General features: G+C 71.9%; 21 protein-coding genes. 14 read left to right on the forward strand and 7 right to left on the reverse strand.

Annotated elements, in window-relative coordinates; all coding sequences use genetic code 11:
• Positions 1-43 precede the first annotated feature (43 nt).
• Both FGE12_RS08885 and FGE12_RS08890 read right to left on the reverse strand, forming a co-directional pair.
• Positions 44-1,240, reverse strand: a complete 1,197-nt coding sequence (locus tag FGE12_RS08885) for an aspartate kinase (protein ID WP_194797782.1) — start codon at positions 1,238-1,240, stop codon at positions 44-46.
• Positions 1,241-1,425: 185 nt separating this feature from the next.
• Complete coding sequence (locus tag FGE12_RS08890; protein WP_153865995.1) at positions 1,426-2,268, reverse strand: nucleotidyltransferase; 843 nt, start codon at positions 2,266-2,268, stop codon at positions 1,426-1,428.
• Between the two features lie 287 nt (positions 2,269-2,555).
• On the opposite strand from FGE12_RS08890, the gene FGE12_RS08895 reads away from it, so the two are divergent.
• The 6 genes from FGE12_RS08895 to rpoZ all read left to right on the forward strand — a co-directional run bounded on the left by FGE12_RS08895 (position 2,556) and on the right by rpoZ (position 7,841).
• On the forward strand, positions 2,556-3,548 hold the full coding sequence (locus FGE12_RS08895; RefSeq protein ID WP_153865996.1) for a hypothetical protein: 993 nt from the start codon (positions 2,556-2,558) through the stop codon (positions 3,546-3,548).
• Positions 3,549-3,574: 26 nt separating this feature from the next.
• Entirely contained in the window at positions 3,575-4,126 is a 552-nt protein-coding gene (locus FGE12_RS08900; protein WP_370458927.1) for an RNA polymerase sigma factor, read from the forward strand.
• Positions 4,123-4,890 carry a DUF4384 domain-containing protein gene (locus tag FGE12_RS08905; RefSeq protein WP_153865997.1) on the forward strand — a complete coding sequence of 256 codons (768 nt, stop codon included), beginning with the start codon at positions 4,123-4,125 and terminating at the stop codon, positions 4,888-4,890. Before FGE12_RS08900 ends, FGE12_RS08905 begins: the two co-directional genes overlap by 4 nt.
• A gap of 86 nt (positions 4,891-4,976) precedes the next feature.
• Entirely contained in the window at positions 4,977-6,530 is a 1,554-nt protein-coding gene (locus FGE12_RS08910; protein WP_370458928.1) for a caspase domain-containing protein, read from the forward strand.
• 12 nt (positions 6,531-6,542) lie between these two features.
• Entirely contained in the window at positions 6,543-7,514 is a 972-nt protein-coding gene (locus FGE12_RS08915; protein WP_153865998.1) for a hypothetical protein, read from the forward strand.
• Positions 7,515-7,592: 78 nt separating this feature from the next.
• Positions 7,593-7,841, forward strand: coding sequence for a DNA-directed RNA polymerase subunit omega (rpoZ, locus tag FGE12_RS08920; RefSeq protein ID WP_153865999.1), 249 nt, complete (start codon positions 7,593-7,595; stop codon positions 7,839-7,841).
• 9 nt (positions 7,842-7,850) lie between these two features.
• On the opposite strand, the gene FGE12_RS08925 is transcribed toward rpoZ, so the two are convergent.
• Positions 7,851-8,495, reverse strand: coding sequence for a hypothetical protein (locus FGE12_RS08925; RefSeq protein ID WP_153866000.1), 645 nt, complete (start codon positions 8,493-8,495; stop codon positions 7,851-7,853).
• A gap of 28 nt (positions 8,496-8,523) precedes the next feature.
• On the reverse strand, positions 8,524-9,117 hold the full coding sequence (locus FGE12_RS08930) for a hypothetical protein (RefSeq protein ID WP_153866001.1): 594 nt from the start codon (positions 9,115-9,117) through the stop codon (positions 8,524-8,526).
• 408 nt (positions 9,118-9,525) lie between these two features.
• Here FGE12_RS08930 and groES point away from each other — a divergent pair, with 408 nt between their 5' ends.
• The 4 genes from groES (at position 9,526) to FGE12_RS08950 (ending at position 12,464) form a co-directional block, all read left to right on the forward strand.
• On the forward strand, positions 9,526-9,816 hold the full coding sequence (groES, locus tag FGE12_RS08935) for a co-chaperone GroES (protein WP_153866002.1): 291 nt from the start codon (positions 9,526-9,528) through the stop codon (positions 9,814-9,816).
• 37 nt (positions 9,817-9,853) lie between these two features.
• Positions 9,854-11,497 (forward strand): chaperonin GroEL, encoded by a 1,644-nt coding sequence (gene groL, locus FGE12_RS08940; protein ID WP_153866003.1) that lies wholly within the window; start codon positions 9,854-9,856, stop codon positions 11,495-11,497.
• Between the two features lie 172 nt (positions 11,498-11,669).
• Entirely contained in the window at positions 11,670-11,927 is a 258-nt protein-coding gene (gene grxC / locus FGE12_RS08945) for a glutaredoxin 3 (protein WP_194797721.1), read from the forward strand.
• A gap of 102 nt (positions 11,928-12,029) precedes the next feature.
• Complete coding sequence (locus FGE12_RS08950; RefSeq protein WP_153866004.1) at positions 12,030-12,464, forward strand: hypothetical protein; 435 nt, start codon at positions 12,030-12,032, stop codon at positions 12,462-12,464.
• Positions 12,465-12,469: 5 nt separating this feature from the next.
• Here the strand turns inward: FGE12_RS08950 and FGE12_RS08955 are convergent, their stop codons facing one another.
• Positions 12,470-12,796 carry a PilZ domain-containing protein gene (locus FGE12_RS08955; protein WP_153866005.1) on the reverse strand — a complete coding sequence of 109 codons (327 nt, stop codon included), beginning with the start codon at positions 12,794-12,796 and terminating at the stop codon, positions 12,470-12,472.
• Between the two features lie 99 nt (positions 12,797-12,895).
• On the opposite strand from FGE12_RS08955, the gene FGE12_RS08960 reads away from it, so the two are divergent.
• Positions 12,896-14,269, forward strand: a complete 1,374-nt coding sequence (locus FGE12_RS08960) for a sigma 54-interacting transcriptional regulator (protein ID WP_153866006.1) — start codon at positions 12,896-12,898, stop codon at positions 14,267-14,269.
• 37 nt (positions 14,270-14,306) lie between these two features.
• On the forward strand, positions 14,307-15,506 hold the full coding sequence (locus FGE12_RS08965) for a hypothetical protein (protein WP_153866007.1): 1,200 nt from the start codon (positions 14,307-14,309) through the stop codon (positions 15,504-15,506).
• An 83-nt stretch (positions 15,507-15,589) separates the two neighbouring features.
• Here the strand turns inward: FGE12_RS08965 and smc are convergent, their stop codons facing one another.
• The gene (gene smc / locus FGE12_RS08970; protein ID WP_153866008.1) at positions 15,590-19,192 is read right to left on the reverse strand and encodes a chromosome segregation protein SMC; all 3,603 of its coding nucleotides are present in this window, start codon (positions 19,190-19,192) and stop codon (positions 15,590-15,592) included.
• 189 nt (positions 19,193-19,381) lie between these two features.
• Between smc and FGE12_RS08975 the strand changes: the two genes are divergently transcribed.
• Entirely contained in the window at positions 19,382-20,257 is an 876-nt protein-coding gene (locus FGE12_RS08975; RefSeq protein ID WP_153866009.1) for a hypothetical protein, read from the forward strand.
• 9 nt (positions 20,258-20,266) lie between these two features.
• On the opposite strand, the gene FGE12_RS08980 is transcribed toward FGE12_RS08975, so the two are convergent.
• Positions 20,267-22,198 carry a carboxypeptidase regulatory-like domain-containing protein gene (locus FGE12_RS08980; protein WP_194797722.1) on the reverse strand — a complete coding sequence of 644 codons (1,932 nt, stop codon included), beginning with the start codon at positions 22,196-22,198 and terminating at the stop codon, positions 20,267-20,269.
• Between the two features lie 194 nt (positions 22,199-22,392).
• On the opposite strand from FGE12_RS08980, the gene FGE12_RS08985 reads away from it, so the two are divergent.
• Positions 22,393-23,979, forward strand: a complete 1,587-nt coding sequence (locus tag FGE12_RS08985) for a glucose-6-phosphate isomerase (RefSeq protein ID WP_153866011.1) — start codon at positions 22,393-22,395, stop codon at positions 23,977-23,979.
• Positions 23,980-23,984: the final 5 nt, after the last annotated feature.

Genomic DNA, 23,984 nt, shown 5'->3' on the forward strand with positions numbered 1-23,984 from the left:
GGTCGGACCCTAGCGCATGGATTCCACAGCAGCCGACGAAGCCTCAACCGCGCACGAACTCCGCATGCAGCCGCTGCGTGAGTGGCTTGAGGTGCGCCTTGTCCACGAGCAGCGAGAGCTGCAGTGGAGACGTGTGCACCGCGTGCACGCGGGCTCCCAGCGCGTCCGCGGCGAGCATCGCGCGGCGCAGGTGGCCCCAGTCCGCGTTGAGCCCCGCGCCCACGCAGGTCACCGTGCCCACCTCCTGCTGCAGCGCCACGCGCGTGCCGAACCGGGCGCGCAGGTCTCGCTCCAGGGCCTCCAGTCCGTGCACGTCCTGCAGCGGCACCGCGATGAAGCTGCGGCCTCCGGTGCCCGGGAGCCCGTCGAAGGAGAGTGCCCGCCCGCGCACGCCGCGCGCGTCGAGGAACTCGAGCAACTCCGCGAGCTCGCGCCCCTCGCTGCTCGCCGTGAGCACGGCCATCTCGGCCTCCGCCGTCACGCCGCGCACGCGCACGTCCGCCGGAGCCGCGAGGTCCTGCACCGCCGTGCCACTCCCCTGCGCGTGCGCCGTCTTCGCCAGGATGACGATGCCCTTCGCCTTCGCGAACTCCACCGCCTGCGCGTTGAGCACCTTCGCGCCCGCGCTCGCGAGCTCCTGCATCTCGTCGTAGGTGAGCTGGTCCAGCTTCTTCGCGTCCGGCACCACCCGCGGATCCGCGCTGAAGATGCCGTCCACGTCCGAGTAAATCTCACAGGCCTCGGCGTTCAGCGCCGCCGCGAGGGCGACTGCCGTCGTGTCCGAGCCACCGCGCCCCAGCGTGGTCACCTCGCGCTTGTACGAGACGCCCTGGTAGCCGGCGACGATGACGACCTTGCCCTTCGCGAGCTCGTCCTGGATGCGGTAGGGCCGCACCTCCACGATGCGCGCCTGTGCGTGCGCGTCGTTCGTGATGATGCCGCTCTGGCTTCCCGTGAAGCTGATCGCCGCGACACCCAGCTCGTGCAGCGCCATCGACAGCAGCGCCATGCTGATGCGCTCGCCACAGGTGAGCAGCATGTCCAGCTCGCGGCGCGGCGGATCCGGCGACACCTGCTTCGCGAGGCCCAGCAGCTCGTCCGTGGTGTCGCCCATCGCGCTCACCACCACCACCACCTGCCGCCCCGAATCCCGCGTCGCTTTCACCCGGCTCGCGACCTTGCGGATCTTCTCCACGTCCGCGACGGACGAGCCGCCGTACTTCTGCACCACGATCGGCACTGCGGTGGACATCTGGCGCCTTCCCCGAGAGCGGTCCCATGTGGCTCGGCGGCCACAGGGCACGTGTCTTCCGTGACGGGGATGCATACCGCCGGCCAGGGCGGAGCGCGAGGGTTACGCGAGTGCGGGATCCGCTTCCCTCACCCTGACCCTCTCCCAGAGGGAGAGGGGACACTCGTGACGGCTCAGTGCCCGTTCGCTGCAGCTGCGGGCACGTCGTCCATCGGCTGGTCGCGCTCGCCCTCGTCCCACTTGCGGCCGTCCTCGAAGCCCCAGTGCCCGATGTCCACGGTGTAGTTCACGCGGGAGATGAGGTTGCCGCGGCACAGCTTCCGGTCCCAGTTGCCCTCCTTCACGCTGTCGAGCGTGCGGGACATGAGCTCCGCCATCAGCCACTCGGGCACGATGTCGCGCTCGGAGGGGTACGCGAAGCGGAACAGCATCAGGTGGCTGAAGAGCACCTCCCAGTACCGGTCGTAGCGGCGCAGCAGCCGCTCCCAGTCCATGTGGGGCCCGGCCTTGAGGATGAGGTGGTTCACGTCCGCGCCGTCGTAGCGCTCGCGCTCGATGACGAAGCCCTTGGACCAGATGACCTCCTCGGCCGGTGCGATGAGGCACTCGTGGCCGAACACCTTGCCCGTCTTGGCGTGCTCGAACCACTCGTCGTCCACGGTCGCGATGCCGTTGCCCGAGGAGAAGATGAAGTCCACGAAGTACTCGCCCTTGAAGGCCTTGTAGAGCCACACCTCGTCGGTGCGCTCCGTGCGCCACCCGTCCTTCTCCAGCACCTCGAGCGCGCGCAGCGCGTCGCGCTTGCGCGGAAAGAGGTCCAGGTCCTTCGTGTCCCGGTAGATGCCGGTGTAGGTCGCGTACGCGTACGCGCCTCCCACCACGAACGGGACCCCGGCCGCCTGGAGGACCTCGATGGCGCGCGCACGGGCGTTGATCTCGTCGGGCTGCCGCAGCCGCTCTGCGAGCGTCGAGTCGGTGCCCAGCTCACCAGGGTGGTTCGGGTGTCGCTTTTCCATTTGCCAAAGCTAGGGACGGGGTCATTTCCCGGGAGCCTGCGCGCCCCTTGTACGGCCGTGCAGCGTCCGAGCGGGCAAGGCGACAACGACCTCCCGCATCGGGCACAATGGCGCGGAATTCCCCGGCCGCCGCACAAACCCGCGAAACTCCCCAGCTTTTGACCTATTTCGCGGTCCGCTTTCTGTTTTTAGGGGGTGCGGTGTCCATAGGGAAAACCAGGACGGCCCGCCGGGGGACGTGCTGGGAAGCGGCCGGCAATGCTGCCGGCGCTGCCGAGGAGAGATCGATGCTTCGCAAGAGCCTGCTGTCTGGTGCCACCGCCGCCCTGCTGCTGTCCGCCTGCCAGCCCGCGGACGAGGGGGAGCCGTTCCGCGAGGGCCTGCCCTCCACCGAGACGGCGGCCGTGAACGTGCCGTCCGTGTCCGGGCAGAGCGTGAACGACGGTCGCGTGCAGGCGATGGGCGGTCAGGGCCAGATCGCGGACCTCTATCAACTCACCCGCGGCGCGACGGCGCTGGTCAACGGCGGCACGGTGGCCGTGCTCACCCTGCTCGAGAAGATCACCGACCACACCCCGACCAGCGTGAGCGGCGACACGGCCGTCTGGGGCCCGTACACCGACGACCTCGCCCCCAACACCTGGAAGCTCAGCGTCACCCGCACTGCGGACGACACCTATACCTACGCCCTCGAGGGCAAGGCCAAGGCGGCGGACGACTCCGCCTACGTCACGGTGCTCTCCGGCACGCACACCGTCGCGCGCGACGGCTCCGGGGCGCGCCTGAAGCACTTCGGCTCGGGCACCTTCACCGTGGACTGGGACAAGGGGGCGACCCTTGCCGAGCACGACAACAACGTGGGCTCGGGCCTCTTCACCTACTCGCGCCTCGCTCCCGGCGCCGAGGCGAGCGTCGCGGTGAAGTTCACGCAGATCCGCGATGACAGCGGCCGCCGCGTGGATGCCGACTACAGCTACAAGGCCACTCCGCGCGCCGGTGGGGAGTTCGTCTTCGTCCAGAACAAGAACGTGGATGCGAACCCGGGCCTCGAGCGCATGACCGTGAAGAGCCGCTGGCAGGCGGGCGGCGCGGGCCGCTCGGACGTGCGGCTCTCCGGCGGTGACCTGGGCGCCGGCGCCTTCACCGTGAGCGAGTGCTGGGACACGAACTTCATCAGCCGCTACTACAACGCCCAGTACCCGGGCGCCCCCGCGGGCTACGGCTCCGAGGACGCCAACTGCGTCTTCACCACCGCGTCGTACGCTGCCGCGCTGCCGTAGCCGGTAGCCCCCCGAGTCGAGCGCGCGTGACGGCCAGCCCCCGGCCTGCGTTGCAAGTGGTCGGTGGCCGTCGCGAAGCGCGCGACGGCGACCGGCAGGCCTTCCTGCGCGCGATGTACGAGACCCACGGCGGCAGCGTCTACGGGCGCTGCCGCTACCTCTTGAAGGACCCGGACCGGGCGGAGGACGCGATGCAGGAGGTGTTCGCCCGGGCGCTCACGCATGCCGACGCCTTCCGCGCCGAGGCCTCTCCCCTCACCTGGCTGATGAAGATCGCCACCCACCACTGCCTCAACCAGCTGCGCAGCGAGCGCGCCCCGTGGCGCGCGTGGTTCGAGCGCGACGCGGCGGCCGAGCCCGAGGGGCACGGCGGCCCGCAGGTGCACGAGACGCGCGACCTGGTGCGCAGCCTGCTCTCGCGCGTGGACCGGGAGACGCAAGCCGCGGTGGTGCACTACCACGTGGACGGCATGACGCTGGAGGAGGTGGCGGCGCTGCTCGGGCGCTCCGTGCCCACCATCCGCAAGCGCCTGGAAACCTTCGCGGCGCTCGGCGGCGCGGAGGTGGCCCTGCGATGAGCACGCATCCCTCCGCATGGACGCTGCACCGCCTGCACGCAGGCGAGCGGAACTTCGCCGGCGCGGACGAAGCGCGCGAGCACGCGGCGAGCTGCGTCGCGTGCCGCACAGCGCTGCAGGCGCACGTCGCGCAGCAGGAGCAGTTCGAGGCCTCGGTGCCCTTCGCGCGCTTCGAGGCGGGTGTGCTCGAGCGCGCGGCCCCGAAGCAGCGCGTGGCCGTTCCGATCGGCCGCAGGCTCGCACCGCTCGCGGCGATGGCGGCGGTGCTGCTCGTGGGCGTGGCGGTGGTGCCGCAGCTGATGCGCGAGCCCACGCATGGCAACCGCATCAAGGGCGGCGACGCGGTATCCGAGCTGCGCATCGCCGGTGCCGGGGGCGCGCAGCAGCGCGTGGCCACGCCCGGCGAGCCTGAGGCGCTCGCGGCCGGAGAGCGCGTGCGCCTCGGGTACGCCGCACTGCAGGGCGAATACGTGCTCGCCGTGTCGGTGGACGCTGCGGGCGTGGTGAGCGCGCTCTACCCAGAGACCGGGGAGAGTCTTCCGGCACAGGTGGGCGCGGGCCTGCAGTACCTGCCCGACAGCCTCGAGTTCACCGGGACGGGCCTCGAGCGCGTGGTGCTCGTGCGCAGCCGCCGGCCGCTCACCGTGGAGAGCGTGCGCGCGGCGGCGGAACGGGCCTTCGAGCGGGCCGGTCGGAACGTCTCCTCGATGGGCGCGCTCGACGTTCCCGGTGAGCAGACGCAGTGGCTGCTGGTGAAGCCGTGAGAGGGACGCAGAAAACGCGATCATCCCTCACCCTTTCCCTCTCCCAGGGGGAGAGGGGACTCTTCGCCCTCCTGGCCACGGTGGTGGTGCTGTTCTCCTTCACTGCTTCGGCGCAGGCGCTGCGGCGCTTCGCGCTCGTGGCGGGGAATGACTCCGGGGGAGATGGCACGCAACCCCTGCTCTTCGCCCGCGAGGACGCGCGCAGGATGCACGGGCTGCTCACGCGGCTCGGCGGCGTGCAGCCCGAGGACTCGCGGCTCCTATTGGACGCGAGCGCCGACGAGGTGCTCTCCGCGCTCGGCTCGCTCGAGGTGCGCGCGCGCGAGGCCCGCGCCCGCGGCGAGCGCACTGCCCTCTTCGTCTACTACTCGGGCCACGCGAAGGACGGCGCGCTGCGGCTCGGCCGCTCCGAGCTCGCCTTCTCCGCCTTCAAGGCGCGGCTCGCCCAGTCCCCTGCGGACATCCGCATCGCCATCTTCGACTCCTGCCGCTCCGGCGCGCTCACCCGCACGAAGGGCGCGCGCCGCGCCCCTGCCTTCGAGGTGGAGAGCGGCCCCGCGCGCGAGGCACAGGGCCTGGTCATCCTCACCTCCAGCGCCGCGGACGAGGACAGCCAGGAGTCCGACTCGCTCGGCGGCAGCTACTTCAGCCACCACCTGGGCAGCGGGCTGCTCGGGGACGCGGACCGCTCGGGCGACGGCCGGGTGACGCTGTTCGAGGCCTACTCCTACGCGTACGAGCGCACCGTGGCGGACACCGCCGAGAGCGCGGCCGGCGCGCAGCACCCCACCTTCAGCTACGACCTCGCGGGCAACGGCGACCTCGTGCTCACGGATCTCTCGAGCCGCGCCGAGGGCCTCGTGCTGCCCGGCGCCGCCCCCGCGGGCGCGTACTACTTCGTGGACGGGCGCGGCTTCGTGGTGGCGGAGATCGCCAAGGCGGAAGGCGCCGAGCGCCGCGTGGCGCTCGCGCCCGGGCGCTACCGCGTGAAGCGCCGCCTGCCGGACCACCTGCGCGTGGGCGAGGTGGAGGTGCGCGGCGGGCAGACGGCGGTGCTCGAGGAGTCCCGCCTGCGCGACACGCCCTTCACCGACGACCCGGTGAAGGGCCTGATGCTGCGGCGCTCGCAGTCGCACTGGACGGTGAGCCTCGCGGGCGGCTACCAGTCCTTCTTCGACGGCCCCACGCGCGAGCAGCTCTTCCTGTCCGTGCCGCTGGTGGGCGCCGAGGCCACGCTGCAGAACTACTTCCGCCGCGACTGGCTGTGGAGCCTGGACGTGGCGGTGGGCGGAACGCGCGCGCAGCTCGCGCTGCCCACGCTCGAGGGCGCGGAGTACCGCTACTCGGTGCTCAGCCTCGGCACCTCGCTCGTGGCCGAGTGGCCCCTGGGCCGCTGGGCTCCCTTCGCCGGCGCGCGGCTGAGCTACCTCATGCTCGCGCGCGACTTCACGGACGGCTCGCTGCCGGACCAGCACTACGCCGTGGTGAGCCCGGGCGTGGTCGCGGGCCTGCGCTACCGGCTCCTCGAGCGGCTGGATCTCACGCTGCGCGGCCGCGTCCACTACCTGCGCTACGACGTCGACGCACAGCGCTCCCTCGGCTACGGCGAGGGCGCGCTGCTGATCACGTACGCCCTCTGAACCGGTGACCCCATGAGACACCTCCTCCTCGGCGCGCTCGTCCTCGCTTCCCTCGGCTCCTTCGGCTGCGGCGGAGACTTCTCCAACGAGGACCTCGAGTTCCTCAACGCGCTGCCCGAGCGCAAGGTGCTCGCCGCCGCCCTGCCGGACGCGCCGCAGAACGCGGCGGCGCTGGATGGGAGCGTGAGCGCGCTCGCGCTGGGCGAGACCTCCAAGCTCTACGCGGACACGCGCCGCGTCTCGACCGAGTTCAACCGCGGCGTGGACGGGCTGCTCGCGCTGCTCGAGGGCATCCGCAGCGTGCCGCCCACCACGCGCGCTCCGGGCGCCCGCACCTGGGGTCCCTACCCCGACAAGCAGCACCCCGGCATGGACGTGCGCTTCCTCATGACGCGGCAGCTCGCGCGCTTCACCTACTCGCTGCAGTACCGGCGCACCGGCGAGGGCGAAGACGCGTGGTGGTCGCTCATCGAGGGCGAGTTCAACGCGTCCGCCGGGATTCGCAAGGGCGAGGGCAGCGTGAGCCTGCTCATCTCCGAGGCGCGCGCCCGCGGCTACGCGCAGGGGGACCTCTCCGGCCTGGACACGCTGAGCATCGGCTACCAGACCCTCACCCAGCCGGTGCGCGTGGAGGAGATCTTCGACTTCGCGGCCGGCACCACCGGCCCCTCCGAGGTGCGCTACACCTACCGCGCCTTCACGGACGGGCCCGGCGAGATGCACTTCGTCATCCGCGACACCCAGGCCACCCCGGGCACGGCGCTCGAGACCCTGGACATCACCAGCCGCTGGACGGCGTCGCAGGGGGGCGCGGGCTCGGTGCTGGTGCTCAGCGGCGACTACGCCGGAGCGCGCAGCGTGGAGTGCTGGAACGGCGCCGGCCAGACGGTGTTCGAGCGCGCCAACTGGGACCCCTTCGGCGGCTCCGGCGAGCTGCGCGCCTGCCCGGACCTCTCGGCCTTCGGCGCGCTGCCGGGAACCTGAAAGAGACGCCGTTGGCTGCCTGGCTGCCCCTCGTTCCTTCCTTGACTGGCGGGGGGTAGGTCTTTAGGTTCCTGCCCCATGGCTCGCGTAACCGTCGAAGACTGCCTCCCCCTCGTGGACAACCGCTTCGCCCTCGTGCTGCTCGGCGCCAAGCGCGCCCGCCAGCTGATGGCCGGCGCCCGCCCGATCATCGAGATCTCGAAGAACAAGCCGCCGGTGCTCAGCCTGCGCGAGATCGCCACCGGCAAGGTGAAGTACGACCGCGACGTGCGCGAGGCCCTCTCGGGCAAGTTCGACGCCGCCGAGGACGCCCCGAAGGAGGGGTAGTCCCCCGCTTCAGGTGCCGCAGGCGAAGTAGTCCAGCTTCGCCCCGGCACCGAGGCGGTAGGCGTAGCGCAGCTCTCGCAACAGCGATTCGAGCCGCCGCGCCGAGACGTGCCCCATCAGCCTGCGGCAGTACGCGCGGCTGACGCGGTTGGCCTCCTGGTAGCGCCAGCGCTCCTCGGGCGCGAGCTGCTCGCGGTAGCGCACCCGGTCGAAGAGCCGCCCCAGCAGCTCCTCCGCCCAGCGCTCCACCCCGTCGCCCCAGCGGTGCAGCAGGCACACCGCGAACTTGTCCACCTCCGCCTGCGCCTCCAGCTCGAGCAGCGAGACGCGCCGCTCGTGGGCCGCGCTGCGCGCGAGGTAGAGGAAGTGGCTCACCCCTTCGGCGAGCTGGCAGTAGCCGTCCAGCTCGCGCTCGAGCAGCCGCTGCACGGGGCCGCCCTCATAGGCCTCGAGCCGCGCGAGCAGCCCGGGGGCGAAGCAGAGCGCGAGCTCGAGCCCGTCCTCCCCCTGCCCCACCAGCAGCTCCTCCTCGCTGCGCCCCGTGCCTCCGAGCGCGAGCGCGAGCGCGGGGTCCTGCACGAGGAAGGCCTCGGCGCGCGCCTCGCACTGGAAGCCGTAGATGGCCTCGAGGTGCTCCTGGAGCCGGTTCACCATGCGAGATTTCCCATTCCGGGTCTGGCCCTCAGTTCGCGAGCCCCTTCGGCGGCACCAGCCCCGCCTCCACCAGCACCCGCTCGAGCCGCTCGTTGCCGGTGCGCACCCAGCTCTCGTAGACGTGCAGCGCGCCTGCGGGGCCGTTCTGCACGAGGCCTCTCGCCGAGATCTCCTCGAGCACCTCCACCAGCGCGCGGAACTTCGCGCACAGCTCGCGGTACACGAGCGCGAAGCCGGCCGCGGGCGCGAGGCTCGCCACCTGCCCGTACGCGGCCCCGCCCATCTGGATGTAGTAGTCCGGGCCCACGGGCCCGTCGCGCAGCGCGTCCGCGAAGAAGCCCGCCTTGTACAGGGACACGTCCCCGAGCCGGCGCAGCGTGCGGATGCGCGCCTCGCGCTCCTGCTGCAGCGCCCGGTGGTAGAGCAGCGCCAGCGGCTCGTGGTCGCGCCCCTCGCCCAGCTCCTGGTCGAAGAGGCGGTCGCTGCTCACGAAGTCCGACAGCAGGTTCACCAGGTAGAACTCGGTCCCGTCCGTGATCTGCACCTGCCGCCGGCGGATGACGTCCTCCAGGAGCGACTTGAAGAACTCCTTCAGGGACGAGGCGGTCACCAGCTCACTCATCTCGGTCTGTCCTCCCTCCGGCCTGAGCGGGGCCTCCAGCTTCTGGCCCCTGTCAGAAGCGTAGCCACGAGGTCCGGGCCGTGCAAAAGCGACCCCCAGTCATTCCGGGCACTTGCGTTGGCACTCGCGGGAGCGGACTGCCAGCCGCACGGCGGCGGTTGGACTCCGGTGCAGGGAGGTAGGATTCGGTGCGACCTGCGAAAAATCCTCGTGAAGTCGGGAATTTAGCGCTGCAGGGAGGGCTCGCCGGGTCGCCTTGACAGCGATCTTCCCCTGGTTATTGTGCCCTGCGCTTGGGACTTAGCACTCGGGAGGTAGGAGTGCTAAAGGCCCGGCTCACCCAGACGTTCCTGGACCCCTGCCCGGGCCTGCCTCTCTTCACCCGGGCTCATTCGAAGGAGACACCCCATGAAGATTCGTCCCCTGCAGGATCGCCTCATCGTCAAGCGCGTCGCCGAGGAGAGCAAGACCAAGGGCGGCATCATCATCCCGGACACCGCGAAGGAGAAGCCGCTCGAGGCGTTCGTGGTCGCCGTGGGCAACGGCAAGGTCCTCGAGGACGGCAAGGTGCGCCCGCTGGACATCAAGGCCGGCGACACCGTGCTCTTCAGCAAGTACGCGGGCACCGAGGTCAAGATCGACGGTGAGGACCACCTCATCCTCCGCGAGGAAGACGTCCTCGGCGTGATCGAGAAGTAGTCCCCGCTTCCCCACCCCACTCCAAGGATTCCATTACATGGCTAAGGACATCATTTTCGACGTGCGCGCCCGCGAGGCGATCCTCCGCGGCGTGAACATCCTCGCCGACGCGGTCAAGGTCACCCTGGGGCCCAAGGGCCGCAACGTGGTGATCGAGAAGTCGTTCGGCTCTCCCACGATCACCAAGGACGGCGTGACCGTCGCCAAGGAGATCGAGCTGGAGAACAAGTTCGAGAACATGGGCGCGCAGATGGTGAAGGAGGTCGCCAGCAAGACCTCTGACGTGGCCGGCGACGGCACCACCACCGCGACCGTGCTCGCGCAGGCCATCTTCCGCGAGGGTGCGAAGCTGGTGGCCGCGGGTCACAACCCGATGGACATCAAGCGCGGCATCGACAAGGCCGTGGCCGCGATCGTGGCCGAACTGAAGAAGCTCGCGAAGCCGACGAAGGACAAGAAGGAGATCGCGCAGGTCGGCACCATCTCCGCCAACGGCGACACCACCATCGGCCAGATCATCGCGGACGCGATGGAGAAGGTCGGCAAGGAGGGCGTCATCACGGTCGAGGAGGCGAAGGGCCTCGAGACCACCCTGGACGTGGTCGAGGGCATGCAGTTCGACCGCGGCTACCTCAGCCCCTACTTCGTGACCGACCCGGAGCGCATGGAGGTGGTCCTCCAGGACCCCTACATCCTCATCAACGAGAAGAAGGTCTCGTCGATGAAGGACCTGCTCCCCGTGCTCGAGCAGGTGGCGCGCTCTGGCAAGCCCCTCCTGATCATCGCCGAGGAGGTCGAGGGCGAGGCCCTGGCCACCCTGGTGGTGAACAAGATCCGCGGCGTGCTCAACGTGGCGGCGGTGAAGGCGCCGGGCTTCGGTGACCGCCGCAAGGCCATGCTCGAGGACATCGCCACCCTGACGGGCGGCAAGATGATCGCCGAGGACCTGGGCATCAAGCTGGACACCCTGACCCTGAACGACCTGGGCCGCGCGAAGCGGATCACCATCGACAAGGACAACACCACCATCATCGACGGTGCGGGTGCGCAGAAGGAGATCGAGGCGCGCGTGAAGCAGATCCGCGCCCAGATCGAGGAGACCAGCAGCGACTACGACCGCGAGAAGCTGCAGGAGCGCCTCGCGAAGCTCGTGGGCGGCGTGGCCGTGATCAACGTGGGCGCGGCGACCGAGACCGAGATGAAGGAGAAGAAGGCCCGCGTGGAGGACGCGCTCAACGCGACCCGCGCGGCGGTCGAGGAGGGCGTGGTCCCGGGCGGCGGCGTGGCCCTGCTGCGCTGCTCCAAGGCGCTGGACACCCTCAAGGTGGACGAGGGTGAGAAGTTCGGCGTGGACATCATCCGCCGCTCGGTCGAGGAGCCCCTGCGCCAGATCGTGGGCAACGGCGGCCTCGAGGGCAGCGTGATCGTGAACAAGGTGCGCGAGGGCTCCGGCTCGTTCGGCTTCAACGCCGCGACCGGCGTCTACGAGGACCTGCTCGCCGCGGGCGTCATCGACCCGGCCAAGGTGAGCCGCTACGCGCTGCAGAACGCGGCGTCCGTGGCCTCCCTCATGCTCACCACCGAGGCGATGGTCGCCGACCGCCCGAAGGACGACGACGCCAAGGGCATGCCCGCCGGCGGCATGGGCGGCATGGGCGGTATGGGCGGCATGGGGATGTAAGTCGCACCCCTTTCCTGCCTCACGCATCTCAAGACGGCCTCCGGCTCCTCGAGCCGGGGGCCGTCTGTTTTTCCGGCTCTGGGGCCCTCACGCGAGCGTGGCACGCCCGCGCCCGGACCCTTAGCTTTCACCCGATCCCCCTCTTTTCATCCCCACTCCAGGAGGCAGCACCGTGAAGCCAGTGAAGATCTTCACCACCACCTACTGCGGCTTTTGCGTCCGCGCGAAGGACCTGCTCAAGCGCAAGGGCGTGGACTACCAGGAGGTGGACGTCACCGGTGACGACGCCGCGCGCACGAAGCTCGTGGAGATGAGCGGCGGCCAGCGCACGGTGCCCCAGATCTTCATCGGGGACACCCACGTGGGTGGCTACAGCGACCTCGCGCGCCTCGACTCCGAGGGCCGCCTGGACCCGATGCTCGGCGCCTGAGCGTCCGGGCGAGCACCCCCGCTCGCCCGCAGCCTGCGCTCCCGCGTGCCTACCTTGGAGGGCAAAGCATTTGCCCCCACCCACGCGAACGGAGCGCACGACATGGCGAGCGAGCAGAAGACCGGAGCCCGGGACGTCACCTACAACCTGGTGAGCAACCTGTACCACTCCCTCAAGGGGGCGGACGCCTGCGACCAGTACATCCGGGATGCGCAGGAGGCCGGTGACCGCGAGCTCGAGGAGTTCTTCCGCGACTGCCAGGAGCAGAACCGCGACCTCGCCGAGCGCGCGAAGAACCTGCTCGGCGCGAAGCTGGGCCAGATGGAGGGCGCGTCGGCCGGAGCTTCGGGCAGCAGCTCCAGCAGCGGCAAGAAGAGCCGCGCCAAGTCCACCCCGGTGCGCGAGAGCAAGAGCCAGACGAACGCCAGCGTGAAGAGCGGCGGGACGCTGGGGGACGCCGGCCACCGCAGCGACTCCGTGGAGGACGAGATGTCCAAGGAGTCCTTCCCCGCGAGTGACGCGCCAGCGAAGTACTGAGCGCCCTACCCCGCGCCCACGCTGGCCACGAAGTCCTGGATGCGCGCGAGGCTGTCCTGGCCCAGGCGCGTGAAGCGCAGCCCCATGCCCTGCCCCTCGAGCGAGGCGTGGTGGTAGCGCACCTCGCCCACGGCCTCCACCCGCCCCAGCCGCGGCAGCTCGACGGCGAGCGAGAGCTGCTGGCCCAGGGGCAGCTGCGCCCCGAGGAAGTAGAGCCCGCCCTGGCTCAGGGAGCGGCAGGTGCCGCGCACCGGGCCCCGGGGGCCCTCGAGCCGCGCGGGGCTCGCGAGCGTGACGCGCTGCGTGTGTCGACTGTTTGTCTTGCCCGCCATGTGCTCTCACCCGTAAACAGGTACCCGCGTGTGCGCAAGCAGGCGCCCGACCCCTCCCTCGAGGGGCGGGCCCGACGCGGAGGGAGGGCTCCGAGGCCGATGGCGGACCAGCAACCCCAGACGCAGTCGCTGCGCGCCCCCCTCCCGCCTCCGCGCGTGCGCGTGGCCACCTGGGCCGTGGAGGTGCTCGCCGGGCCGGACGCGGGCCTGCGGGTGGAGACCTCCGAGGACCTGCTGCGCGTGGGCAGCGGCGAGGACAACGACCTCGTCCTCAGCGACCCCACCGTGAGCCGCCGCCACGTGGAGCTCGAGCGCGATGCGCGCGGCCTGCGCGTGCGCGACCTGGGCAGCCGCAACGGCACGCTGCTCGAGGGGCGCGGCGTGCTCCACGCCCCGCTGCAGCCCGGCGAGCGCCTGCAGCTGGGCGCGACCCGCTTGCTCGTGCGCGGGGAGACCGGCGCGCGCGAGCTCGAGCTGAGCGCGGACGCGCGCTTCGGGCAGCTGGTGGGCGCGAGCGAGCGCATGCGCCACGCCTTCGCCCTGCTGCGCCACGCCGCGGCGCACGAGGACCTGAGCCTGCTCATCGAGGGCGAGACGGGCACCGGCAAGGAGCTCGCCGCGCGCGCCGTGCACCAGCACTCCCTGCGCCAGCGGGGCCCCTTCCACGTGCTGGACTGTGCGCTCCTGCCGCCGGCCGCCGAGCGCGAGCTGTTCGGCGCTCCGGCCGGGCCGGGCCCGGACGCGCCCCCGGCCTTCGTGGGCGCGCTGGAGGCCGCGCGCGGCGGCACCCTGGTGCTGGACGAGGTGGGCGAGGTGCCGCTCTCGCTGCAGGCGCGGCTGGTGCGGGCGCTGGAGGCGCGCGAGGTGCCCGGGAGGGGGGCCCGCGTGGACCTGCGCCTGGTGGCCACCACCCAGAAGAACCTCGAGGAAGAGGTGCGCCGCGGCCGCTTCCGCGAGGACCTCTACCACCGGCTCGCGGGGCTGCGCGTGCGCCTGCCGCCCCTGCGCGCGCGGCGCGAGGACCTGCCCCTGCTCGCGCGGGCGCTGGGCGAGGAGCGCGGAGGCCCCGGAGCGCTTCCCCCTGCCCTGCTCGCGCTGCTCGAGGGCTACGACTGGCCGGGCAACGTGCGCGAGCTGCGCAACGTGCTCGAGGGGAGCGGCGCGCTGGAGGCCGCGGGAGAGGCTCCCGAGGCGGCCCGCGCGCTGCTCGCGCGGGGGCCGGGCGCGCAGGACGCGACGCTGGCCGGGGCACGTACCCCGGGGCTGTGCAAGCTGTCGTACCACGAGGCGAAGGACCGGGTGCTCGCGCAGTTCGAGCGCCACTACTTCGCCGAGGTGATGAGGGAGGTCGGCTTCGATATGCCGCGGGCAGAGGAGCGTACCGGGCTGTCGATGCAGAGCCTCTACCGGTTGTTGAAGAAGAACGGCCTTCGCATCAAGGAACTCAAGAATGCCGAAGACCTTGATAAGTGATCGCCCGCTAGTGGCCTCTCAGGGCCAGGAGGGAACCATGTTCCGTCGTCTCGCCGTCGCCGCATTCGCACTGTCCGTCGCCGCTTGCGCGAGCAAGCAGAAGGCCCCCGAGGGGAACACCCAGGGCGCTCCCGTCTCGAAGGAGACCCGGGCCCGGCTCAACAACCTCACCTACTTCGACCTGGCCACCTGCAACCCGCGCCCGCTGAAGGCGCCGGAGCCGGCGAACCAGCCGGGCATCATCGGGGCCGTGGTCGCCACCCGCCCGCAGGTGCTCGAGTGCCTCGTGGACCCGAAGAACCGCGGGCCCGCGGAGACCACCCGCGTGGTGGTGAACGCCACCGTGGACCAGACCCAGGCGAAGTTCGCCGTGTCCGGTGACAACATGACCCCGACCGGCACCGCCTGCGTGGAGAAGGTGCTCGCCGAGCGCATCCCGCTCAAGCCCCTGCCCGCCGGCGCCCAGCCGGTGACGGCCCAGGCCGAGATCGTCCACGGCGGCCGCGCTCCGGCCGTCACCATGGGCATCAACCCGGCCAGCGACATCGCGGGCACCATCCGCCTGAACCAGCCGCACTTCTGCGAGTGCTACGCGGACTACCAGGACAGCGTGCCGCCCGAGCTGAAGGTGGCGCTGGACCTGCCGGCGAAGGCGACGAAGCTCTCGCCCCCCGCCTTCGAGCCGGCGCCGGGCGCCGAGAAGCTCACCGCCTGCCTCACCCAGAAGCTGCAGGCGCTGGACTTCACCGCCACCGACGCGGAGACGAAGCTGCCGGCCTACCCCTTCTTCGCCATCAACTCCAACGCCGGTGAGGCGGCGGCGGGCCTCGCCGAGGACCTGCGCTTCACCCACCTGGACGCGGTGCGCGGCCAGCGCGTGGCGGACGTGGCCATGGCGGTGGGCAGCCGCGTGAACGCGGTCACCACCTACGACGCGGCCGTGGTCGCCTACAAGGCGAACCCCAAGAAGGTGAACCCCCAGGAGCTGGTGGACAAGTGCGCCGCCCTGGTGAAGGCGGACGACACCTGGATCGCCTCGCTGACGAAGCAGGGCGAGCTCGCGGACCGCACCCTCGCCTTCGTGCAGGAGAGCAAGGCGAAGGACCCGGCGTGGGGCGAGGTCGAGGCCCCGGCGCAGGCCCAGGTGGACACCGCCAAGAAGGACCTCGCCGAGGCGCAGGCCGCGAAGGTGGCGGACCAGAAGGTGTGCCCGAAGGTGAGCTACAAGCAGAAGTAGCTTCGAGCGCGAGCTCCTGAAGCACGAAGGGCGCGGCACCCGACTCGGGGGCCGCGCCCTTTCTCGTTCCAGCGCCCGGGGGCCTAGGCGGCCGAGGCGTTGTCGTTGGCGGCCGCGGCCTCCTTCAGCTTCACGCTGACGAGCTTGGAGATGCCGGGCTCCTCCATGGTGACGCCGTAGAGCGTGTCGGCGACCTCCATGGTGCGCTTGTTGTGGGTGATGAGGATGAACTGCGACTGCTTGCTCATCTCCTTCACCATGTCGTTGTAGCGGCCCACGTTGCCCTCATCGAGCGGCGCGTCCACCTCGTCCAGGAGGCAGAAGGGGGTGGGCTTGATGAGGAAGATGGCGAAGATGAGCGCCACGGCGGTGAGCGCCTTCTCGCCGCCGGAGAGCAAGTTCACGCTCTGCAGCTTCTTGCCGGGCGGCTGGCTGACGATCTCCACGCCCTGCTCCGCGCCGGGGCCCTCGTCGGTGAGGATGAGGCTCGCGCGGCCCCCGCCGAAGAGGCGCGGGAAGATGGCCTGGAACTTCTCGTTCACCACGTCGAAGGTCTGCTTGAAGCGCTCGCGGCTGGTGGCGTCGATCTTCACGATCGCCTCGCGCAGCTGCTCGATGGAGCCGGTGAGGTCCTTCTTCTGCTCGCTGAGGAAGCGGAAGCGCTTCTCCAGCTCCGCGTGCTCCTCGATCGCCGTGAGGTTGATCTCCCCCATGCGCTCGAGCTGCGCGCGCAGGTCCTTGAGCTCGCCTTCCGTCTCGGGGGCGAGCGGGGCGAGCAGGTGGAAGCGGTGCAGCTCCTGGCCCAGCTCCACCAGGTGGCGCTCGCGGATGCCCTCCACCAGGTGGGTGAGCTCCAGCTCGATCTCGCGCTCCTTGAGCGAGCTCGCGCTCAGCCCCTGGATGAGCGAGTCCACGCGGGTGCGCAGCTCGCGCAGCGCGTTCTCCTGCTCGCGCACCTCGCCGCTCGAGAGGGCGTGCGCACTGCGGCGCCCCTCCAGGCTCTCCTGCCCCGCGCGGTACTCCTCGCGGCGCCCGCTGCACGCGGCCTCGGTCTCCGCCATGCGGGCCTTGAGGTCCTCCACGCGGGAGGAGCCCTCGCCCACCGCGGCCTGCAGCCGCTGCACCCGGGCCCCCATCTCGGCCTTCTGCGAGAGCAGGCTCTCCAGCTCCTTGCGCGCCGCCTCGCCGCGCTCGCTGCCCGCGGCCACCTTCACCCGCAGCGCGGTGAGCTCGTTGGAGAGCGTGTCCGCGCGGTGGCGCAGGGTCTCCAGCTCCGCGGTCATCTGGCGCACCTTCTCCTCGCGCGCCTCGCGGTCCGCCTGGCCGTGGGCCACCTCGCCGCGGCTGCTCTCCTCCTCGTGCACCAGCGCCTGGTGCGCGTGGGCGAGCTGGCCCTCCTCGGTGTCCAGCTGGGCGAGCCGCTCGCGGATGCGCGCGAGGTCCTCGCCCGCCTTGTGCAGGTCCTTCTCCTGGCTCGCGAGGTTCAGCTCCTCGGCGTGCTGGTTCTTCGCGAGCCCCTTGAGCACCCCTTCCGCGTGGCCCATCTGCTTCTGCAGGGCGTAGTGGCGGGTGAGGATCTCGTTGTAGCGCTCCTCCACCCGCGCGACCTCGGCGGAGAGCTCCTGGATCTCGCGCTTCTTCTGCAGCGCGCCCACCGCCGCGCCCTCGAGCGTGCCGCCGGTGAGGGTGCCGTCCGGGCGGAACACCTCGCCCTCCAGCGTGACCAGGGTGTAGCCCGCGCCCTCCCCGTCCCCGTCGCCCGCGTAGGCGCGCGCGGTCGCCAGGTCCTGCACGATGACCACGTTGCCCAGCAGCGCCTGCACCACCGGGCGCAGGGGCTCCTCACACGTCACCTCGCCGAAGGCGGCCGCGAGCACGCCGCGCCGCGAGAGGTCCGGCGCCGCGATGGGGCTCTCCGTGCGCGGCACGGGCAGGAAGGAGCCGCGCCCCTCGGAGAGGTCGCGCAGGTACTCCACCAGCTCGAAGCCGCGCTCGCGGCTCTCCACCACCACGTGCTGCAGCCGCTCGCCGAGCGCCGCCTCCACCGCGCGCTCGTAGCGCGCGGACACGGAGATGACGTCCGCGACGAGGCCGAAGATGCCCTGCTCGCGCGCGGCGCTGCCCGCGCGCAGCATCACCGCGCGCACGCCGCGGTCGAAGCCGTCGTAGTTCTTCTGGATGTCCTGCAGGCTGCCCAGCCGGCTGCGCTTGTCGCTCAGCTCCTCGCGCAGGGAGATGACCTGGATCTCGTTCTCCGCGAAGGCCTCGCGGGTGCGCACCAGGGCCTCCTCCTCGTGCCCCTTGCGCTCGGCGAGCTCGTGGGCGAGCTGGCGGCTCTCCTCCACGCGCCGGGCCACGTCCGCGCGCGCGGCGTCCAGCTCGCGCTCCTGCTCGCGCAGGCCCTCCGCCTCGCCGCGGTTCTTCGCGCGCCGGGTCTCGAGGTCCGCGCGCTGGCGGGCGAGGTTCACCAGGTTGTTCTCGTGGTTGGCGAGCCGGGTGGCCACCCCCACCAGCGCCTGGCGCTCCTGCTCGAGGCGCAGGGCGATCTCGGTCTGCAGCTGGGTGGCGCGGCGCAGCTCCTCCTGCGCCACCTGCATCGCGACCTCGTCCTCCTTCCACGCCCCGGCGATGCCGCTCAGCTCGGCCTCGCGCGCGCCCAGCGTGCCCTCGACCTCGGCCTGGCGCGCGAGCAGCGCGTCCAGCTCGGCCTGACTCGCGGCCACGCGCGCGCCCGTCTCCTCCAGGTCCTTGCGCCAGTAGGAGAGGTCCTGGTCGTCGCGCTGCACGGCGCTCTCCAGGCCGTGCACCTGCTCGGCCAGGGCCTGCAGCGCGGCCGCCTCGGCCTCGATCTCCCCGCGGCGCTGGGCGATGGTCTGCTCCAGCTCGCGCACGCGCTCGAGGCTCTCCTTCTCCTCGCCGCCCAGGTTCTCGAGGCGCGCCTGCAGCACCTTCTTCTCCGCCTGCAGCTCGAGGTAGCGGTGGCTCGCCGAGTGCAGCTCGATCTCGCGCATCTGGCTCTTGAGCTTGCGGTACTTCTCGGCCTTCTTCGCCTGGCGCGCGAGCGTGTCGAGCCGCTTCTCCAGCTCGTTGGTGATGTCGGTCACGCGCAGGAGGTTCGCCTCGGTGGCCTCCATCTTGCGCTCGGCCGCCTTGCGCCGCGCCTTGTACTTGGTGATGCCGGCCGCCTCCTCGATGAGGCTGCGGCGATCCTCGGGCTTCGAGGACACGATGAGGCCCACGCGGCCCTGCTCGATGATGGAGTAGGCGCGGGTGCCCACGCCGGTGCCGAGGAACAGCTCGGTGATGTCGAGCAGGCGGCACACGGTCTTGTTGATGAGGTACTCGCTCTCGCCGCTGCGGAAGAGGCGGCGGGTGACCGTGATCTCGGGGAAGCCCTGGTACTGGGGCGCGAGCTGGTCGCCCTCGTCCACGTGGAAGGTGAGGCTCACCTCGGCCATCGACAGCGGCGCCTTGGACTCGGAGCCGTTGAAGATGACGTCCTCCATGCCGCGGCCGCGCAGGTTCTTCGCGCTCTGCTCGCCCATCACCCAGCGGATGGAGTCCACCACGTTGCTCTTGCCGCAGCCGTTGGGGCCGACGATGCCGGTGACCCCATCGTCGAAGCTGAACACGCTCCGCTCCATGAACGACTTGAAGCCGGTGATGTCCAGGCGCTTGATTCGCATGCCTTGTGAGCTCCTCTAGGAGGCGGGGCGAGAGATGTGGGGGCGCGCCGGAGGCCGAAAAATCGGCCCGCGCGGCGCTCGCAGGAGTAACACGCCGAATTTCGGACGATCAAGCATGACGAGGCATGACCCTACATGCGTGGCCGTTTCCCACGCGCCCTGGTGCGCCCTTCGGGTAGCCGGAGTGGAGTGCTCGCTGCCCGACGGCGCGGGTTGAAATGCTGCGCGTGCACCCTACCTTCCCCTGAATCTTTCAGGAGGAAGCCCACGTACACGCCCCTGCTCGCTCTCTCGCTGCTCATCCAGGCAGCCCCGGCTCCTGCGGCGGCTCCCGCTGCCCCTGCGCCGGCCGCGGAGGCCGCGGCGGCGCCCGCGCCCTGCCCCAACCCCTACTTCCCCCTGGAGGACGGGCTGCGGCTGACCTACCGCGCGGGCAAGAGCGAGGTCCTCATCCTCACCCGTGACGTGCACCCCACGCCGGACGGCGCCGGGCTCAAGGGCACGGTGGAGGTGGACATCAAGGACCGCAAGGGCAGCACCGAGGCCACCTGCGGCGCCGAGGGCGTGAGCACGGGCCTGGGCGGGCTCGAGGGCGTGCTGCTCTCGGCGAGCGGCCTGGACGTGCAGGTGACGGCGGCCGAGGGCGTGGCCGTGCCTCCGCCCGCGCGCATGGTGCCGGGCGGCAGCTGGAAGAACTCGCTCTCCATCAAGATGCGCCCCCCGGAGCGGGCGAACCTGGGCGGCATGCGGCCGGTCATCTCCACCACCTTCGACAAGGAGTCCACGGTCGAGGGCACCGAGCAGGTGACGGTGGAGGGCGGCACCTTCCAGGCGCTCAAGGTGAAGAACCGCACCACCGCGCGCTCGGGCAACCGCCCCGGCGCCGACCCCGGCCGCTCCATCGAGAGCACCCTGTGGTTCGCGCCGGGCGTGGGCCTGGTGAAGATCCAGACCGGCACCTCGGTGGACCTGGAGCTCGTGCGCGTGGAGCGCCCGGTGGCAGCCGCCCAGGCGGACGGCGGCACCGCGAAGAAGGCGAAGAAGAAGCGCGCCGTCGCCCAGTAGCCCCGTGCTTCAGCGCCGGATGCGCCGGCGCACCACCCACACCGGCTGCACCGGCGCGCCCGCGCCCCCGTCCGGCGCGAGCGCTGCGCCGCGCTGGACACCGAGCAGCACGCGGCTGTCCTCGGGGCCGCGGATGAGGCCCACGGCGCCGCTGAAGCCCACCTGCGCCACCGGCTGGCCGTCGATGCTGAGGATGCCGTCGCCCGGCGAGAGCCCCGCCTCGGCGCCGCCGCCGCCCGCCATCACCTCGCCCACCACGAGCATGTCGTCGCGCGCGGCGAGCACCACGCCGATGCCCATCAGCTCCACGCTGGGCTCCTCTCCGGGCTTCGTCGCCGTGAGCTCGATGCGCACCGGCGCGGAGGCCTGCCCACGCTCCACCGGCACGCCGGAGAGGAGGCGGGTGTGGTGGCCCGCGAGCGAGGCCACCAGGGTCGCGCGGCCCGGGGCGAGCCCCTCCAGGGCAAAGGCGCCCGAGGCGTCCGTGCGCGCGTCCAGGCGCACCGAGAGCGCGCCCCCACCCTGCCCGCTCTCGAGCGAGACGCGCGCGTCGGCGAGGGGCTTGCCGCTGTCCCGCTCCACCACCGTGCCCGTGAGCCGCGCGCCCGGCTCGAGCGCGAAGTCCGCGGTGAGGGGACCCTTCGCCCCCTCGGGCACCTGCACGCGCGCCTCCGCGGGGGCGTGACCCGGCGCGGCCACCTCCACTACCAGCTCGCCCGAGGGCACGCCCGCCACCCGGTAGCGCCCCTCGGGGTCCAGCACGGTCTGCTCCGCCACCCCTTCGCGCCGCAGCGGCCCCACCGCCTGGCTCACCGCCACGCTGAACGAGGGCAGCGGTGCACCGCTCGCGGCGTCCCGCACGCGGCCCGTGAGCAGCGCCCCCTCGGCGAGCACGAGGCGCAGGTCCGCGCGGCCCGCCGCCACGTCGTCGAGGCGCCCGGGCGCGAGCCCCTCGGCCTGGGCGTCCAGGTCGTAGGAGCCCTCGCGCACGCCCTCGAGCGCGAAGCGTCCCTGCTCGTCCGTGCTGGCCTGATAGCCCAGCTCGTCGCCGTAGCGCGTGGGGAAGCGCCGCGCGCTGGAGTGGGCCGTCACCAGGGCCCCGCCCACGGGCTGGCCCCGCGCGTCCACCACCTGCCCCGCGAGCGCCACCTCGCGCGCCTCCGTGCCCCCGTCCGCACCGGGGGCGCGCGGACGCAGCCGCAGCTCCACCACGCGAGCGGCCCGGGCCACGGCGCCCACCACGGCGCGCCCCGCCTCGTAGTCCGGGTGGCGCGCCTCGAGCGCGGCCTGCTCGGGGGCGCGGAAGCGGAACTCCCCCTTCGCGTCCGACACGAAGCGGTCCGCCACCGGGTGCAGCACGGACTCGCCGGCGTGTCCCGTGGTGAGCCGCACCTGAGCGCCCGCCACCGGCGTGCCCTCGGGGGAGAGCACCCGCCCGAGCAGCTCCAGCTCCGGGGTGAGCGCGAGCAGGATGCCCTCCACGCGCTGCCCCGCCACCGCCGTGAGGCGCACCGGGCTCTGCCCCCACTCCGGGGCGAAGGGCAGGAAGCCCTCGGCGCTCACCGTGGCGAGCTGGTAGGGCCCGGGAGAAGGAGGGGCGAAGCGGAAGCGCCCGCCCGCGTCCGTGTGCACGCTGGCCGCCCCCGCGTCCGAGGCGAAGGTGAGCTCGGCCCCCGCGACGCCCGCGCCCGTCTCGGCGCTCACCACCTGCCCCGTGAAGGCGCCCGCCGCGGCCGAGGGCTCGGCGGCGAGGCGCGCGGGCACCAGGCGCACCGCGGGCGCCGAATCCTCGGGCTCGGTCAGGTGATGGGGGGCCGCGGGCGCGGCGGCAGGGGCACTGGCGGCCACCGGGGCCGAAGCCGCAGGCGGTGAGGCCGGACGCCGGGCGACGCGCAGGAGCAGCGCGAGCGCGAGGATCACCAGCACTGCGAGGAGAGCCAACCGCGGAGCACGCGAGGAACGCATGGGCCCGGATGCTAGCCCTGCCCCTCGATGGGCGGGCAAGCGCCGCGAGCAGGGGCGCCGGTGTTCAGTGGCCCGCCCCACGCCCCGCCGCCCCCTGCCAAGCGCCTTCCGCCCCTGCGAGGGAACCGGTAGAGGGCTGAGCCACACCCACCCGGACGGAGGAAGCGGCGATGAGCGAGCGGCAGCAGTGGGAGCGCTACAAGAAGTACCTCTGCGTGTGCGAGCCCATCGGGCTGACGCTGGACGTGTCGCGCATGGGCTTCGACGACGCCTTCCTCTCTCGGATGCAGGCCCCGCTCGCGAGCGCCTTCGACGCGATGGAGGCCCTGGAGAAGGGCGCCATCGCGAACCCGGACGAGAAGCGGCGCGTGGGCCACTACTGGCTGCGCGCCCCGGAGCTGGCGCCCGAGCCCGGCCTCACCCGCGCCATCCAGGACACGGTCGCTTCCGTGCGCAGCTTCGCGGCGGACGTGCATGCGGGCCGCGTGAAGCCCGAGCGCGCCGCGCGCTTCACGCAGCTGCTGGTGGTGGGCATCGGCGGCTCGGCGCTGGGCCCGCAGCTGGTGGCGGACGCGCTGGGCGGCCCGCAGGACCGCATGGCCGTGCACTTCTTCGACAACACCGACCCGGACGGCTTCGACCGCACGCTCGGGGCACTGGGCGAGCGCCTCTCGGAGACGCTGGTGCTGGTCATCAGCAAGTCCGGCGGGACGAAGGAGACGCGCAACGGAATGCTGGAGGCCGAGGCCGCGTACAAGGCCCGGGGCCTGGCGTTCGGGGCGCACGCGGTCGCCGTCACCGGCGAGGGCAGCGAGCTGGACCAGGTGGCGCGCAAGGGCGGCTGGCTGCGCACCTTCCCCATGTGGGACTGGGTCGGCGGCCGCACCTCGGTGCTCAGCGCGGTGGGGCTGCTGCCCGCGGCGCTGCAGGGCCTGGACATCGACGGACTGCTCGCGGGCGCGCGGGACACGGACGTGCTCACCCGCTCGCGCGACGCGCTGAAGAACCCGGCCGCCCTGCTCGCCCTCATGTGGCACCACGCGGGCGGCGGGAAGGGCGCGAAGGACATGGTCATCCTGCCCTACAAGGACCGGCTGCTCCTGATGTCGCGCTACCTGCAGCAGCTGGTGATGGAGAGCCTGGGCAAGGAGCTGGACCTCTCCGGCAAGCCGGTGATGCAGGGCATCGCCGTGTACGGCAACAAGGGCTCCACCGACCAGCACGCGTACGTGCAGCAGCTGCGCGAGGGCGTGCACAACTTCTTCGCCACCTTCATCGAGGTGCTGAAGGATCGCCCCGCGGCCGGGATGGAGGTGGAGCCGGACATCACCAGCGGCGACTACCTGCTGGGCTTCCTGCTCGGCACGCGCCGCGCGCTGCACGAGAAGGGGCGCGAGTCGCTCACCCTCACCGTGCGGGACGTGAGCGCGCGCACCGTGGGCAGCCTCATCGCCCTCTACGAGCGCGCGGTGGGCCTCTACGCCTCTCTCGTGAACATCAACGCCTACCACCAGCCGGGCGTGGAGGCGGGCAAGAAGGCGGCGGGCGCCGTGCTCGCGCTGCAGCTCAAGCTGCTCGCCGAGCTGCGCCGCCCGGGCGCAGCCCCGCGCACCGCGGAGCAGCTCGCCCAGGCGGTGGGCGCCCCCGACGAGGTGGAGACGGCCTTCAAGGTGCTCGAGCACCTGGCCGCGAACCCGGAGCACGGCGTGCGCCGCGAGCCGGGCGCCTCCTACTTCGAGGCGCGCTACCGCGTGTAATCCCG

The sequence above is a fragment of the Aggregicoccus sp. 17bor-14 genome (assembly GCF_009659535.1).
In the GTDB taxonomy this organism is placed as follows: Bacteria; Myxococcota; Myxococcia; order Myxococcales; family Myxococcaceae; genus Aggregicoccus.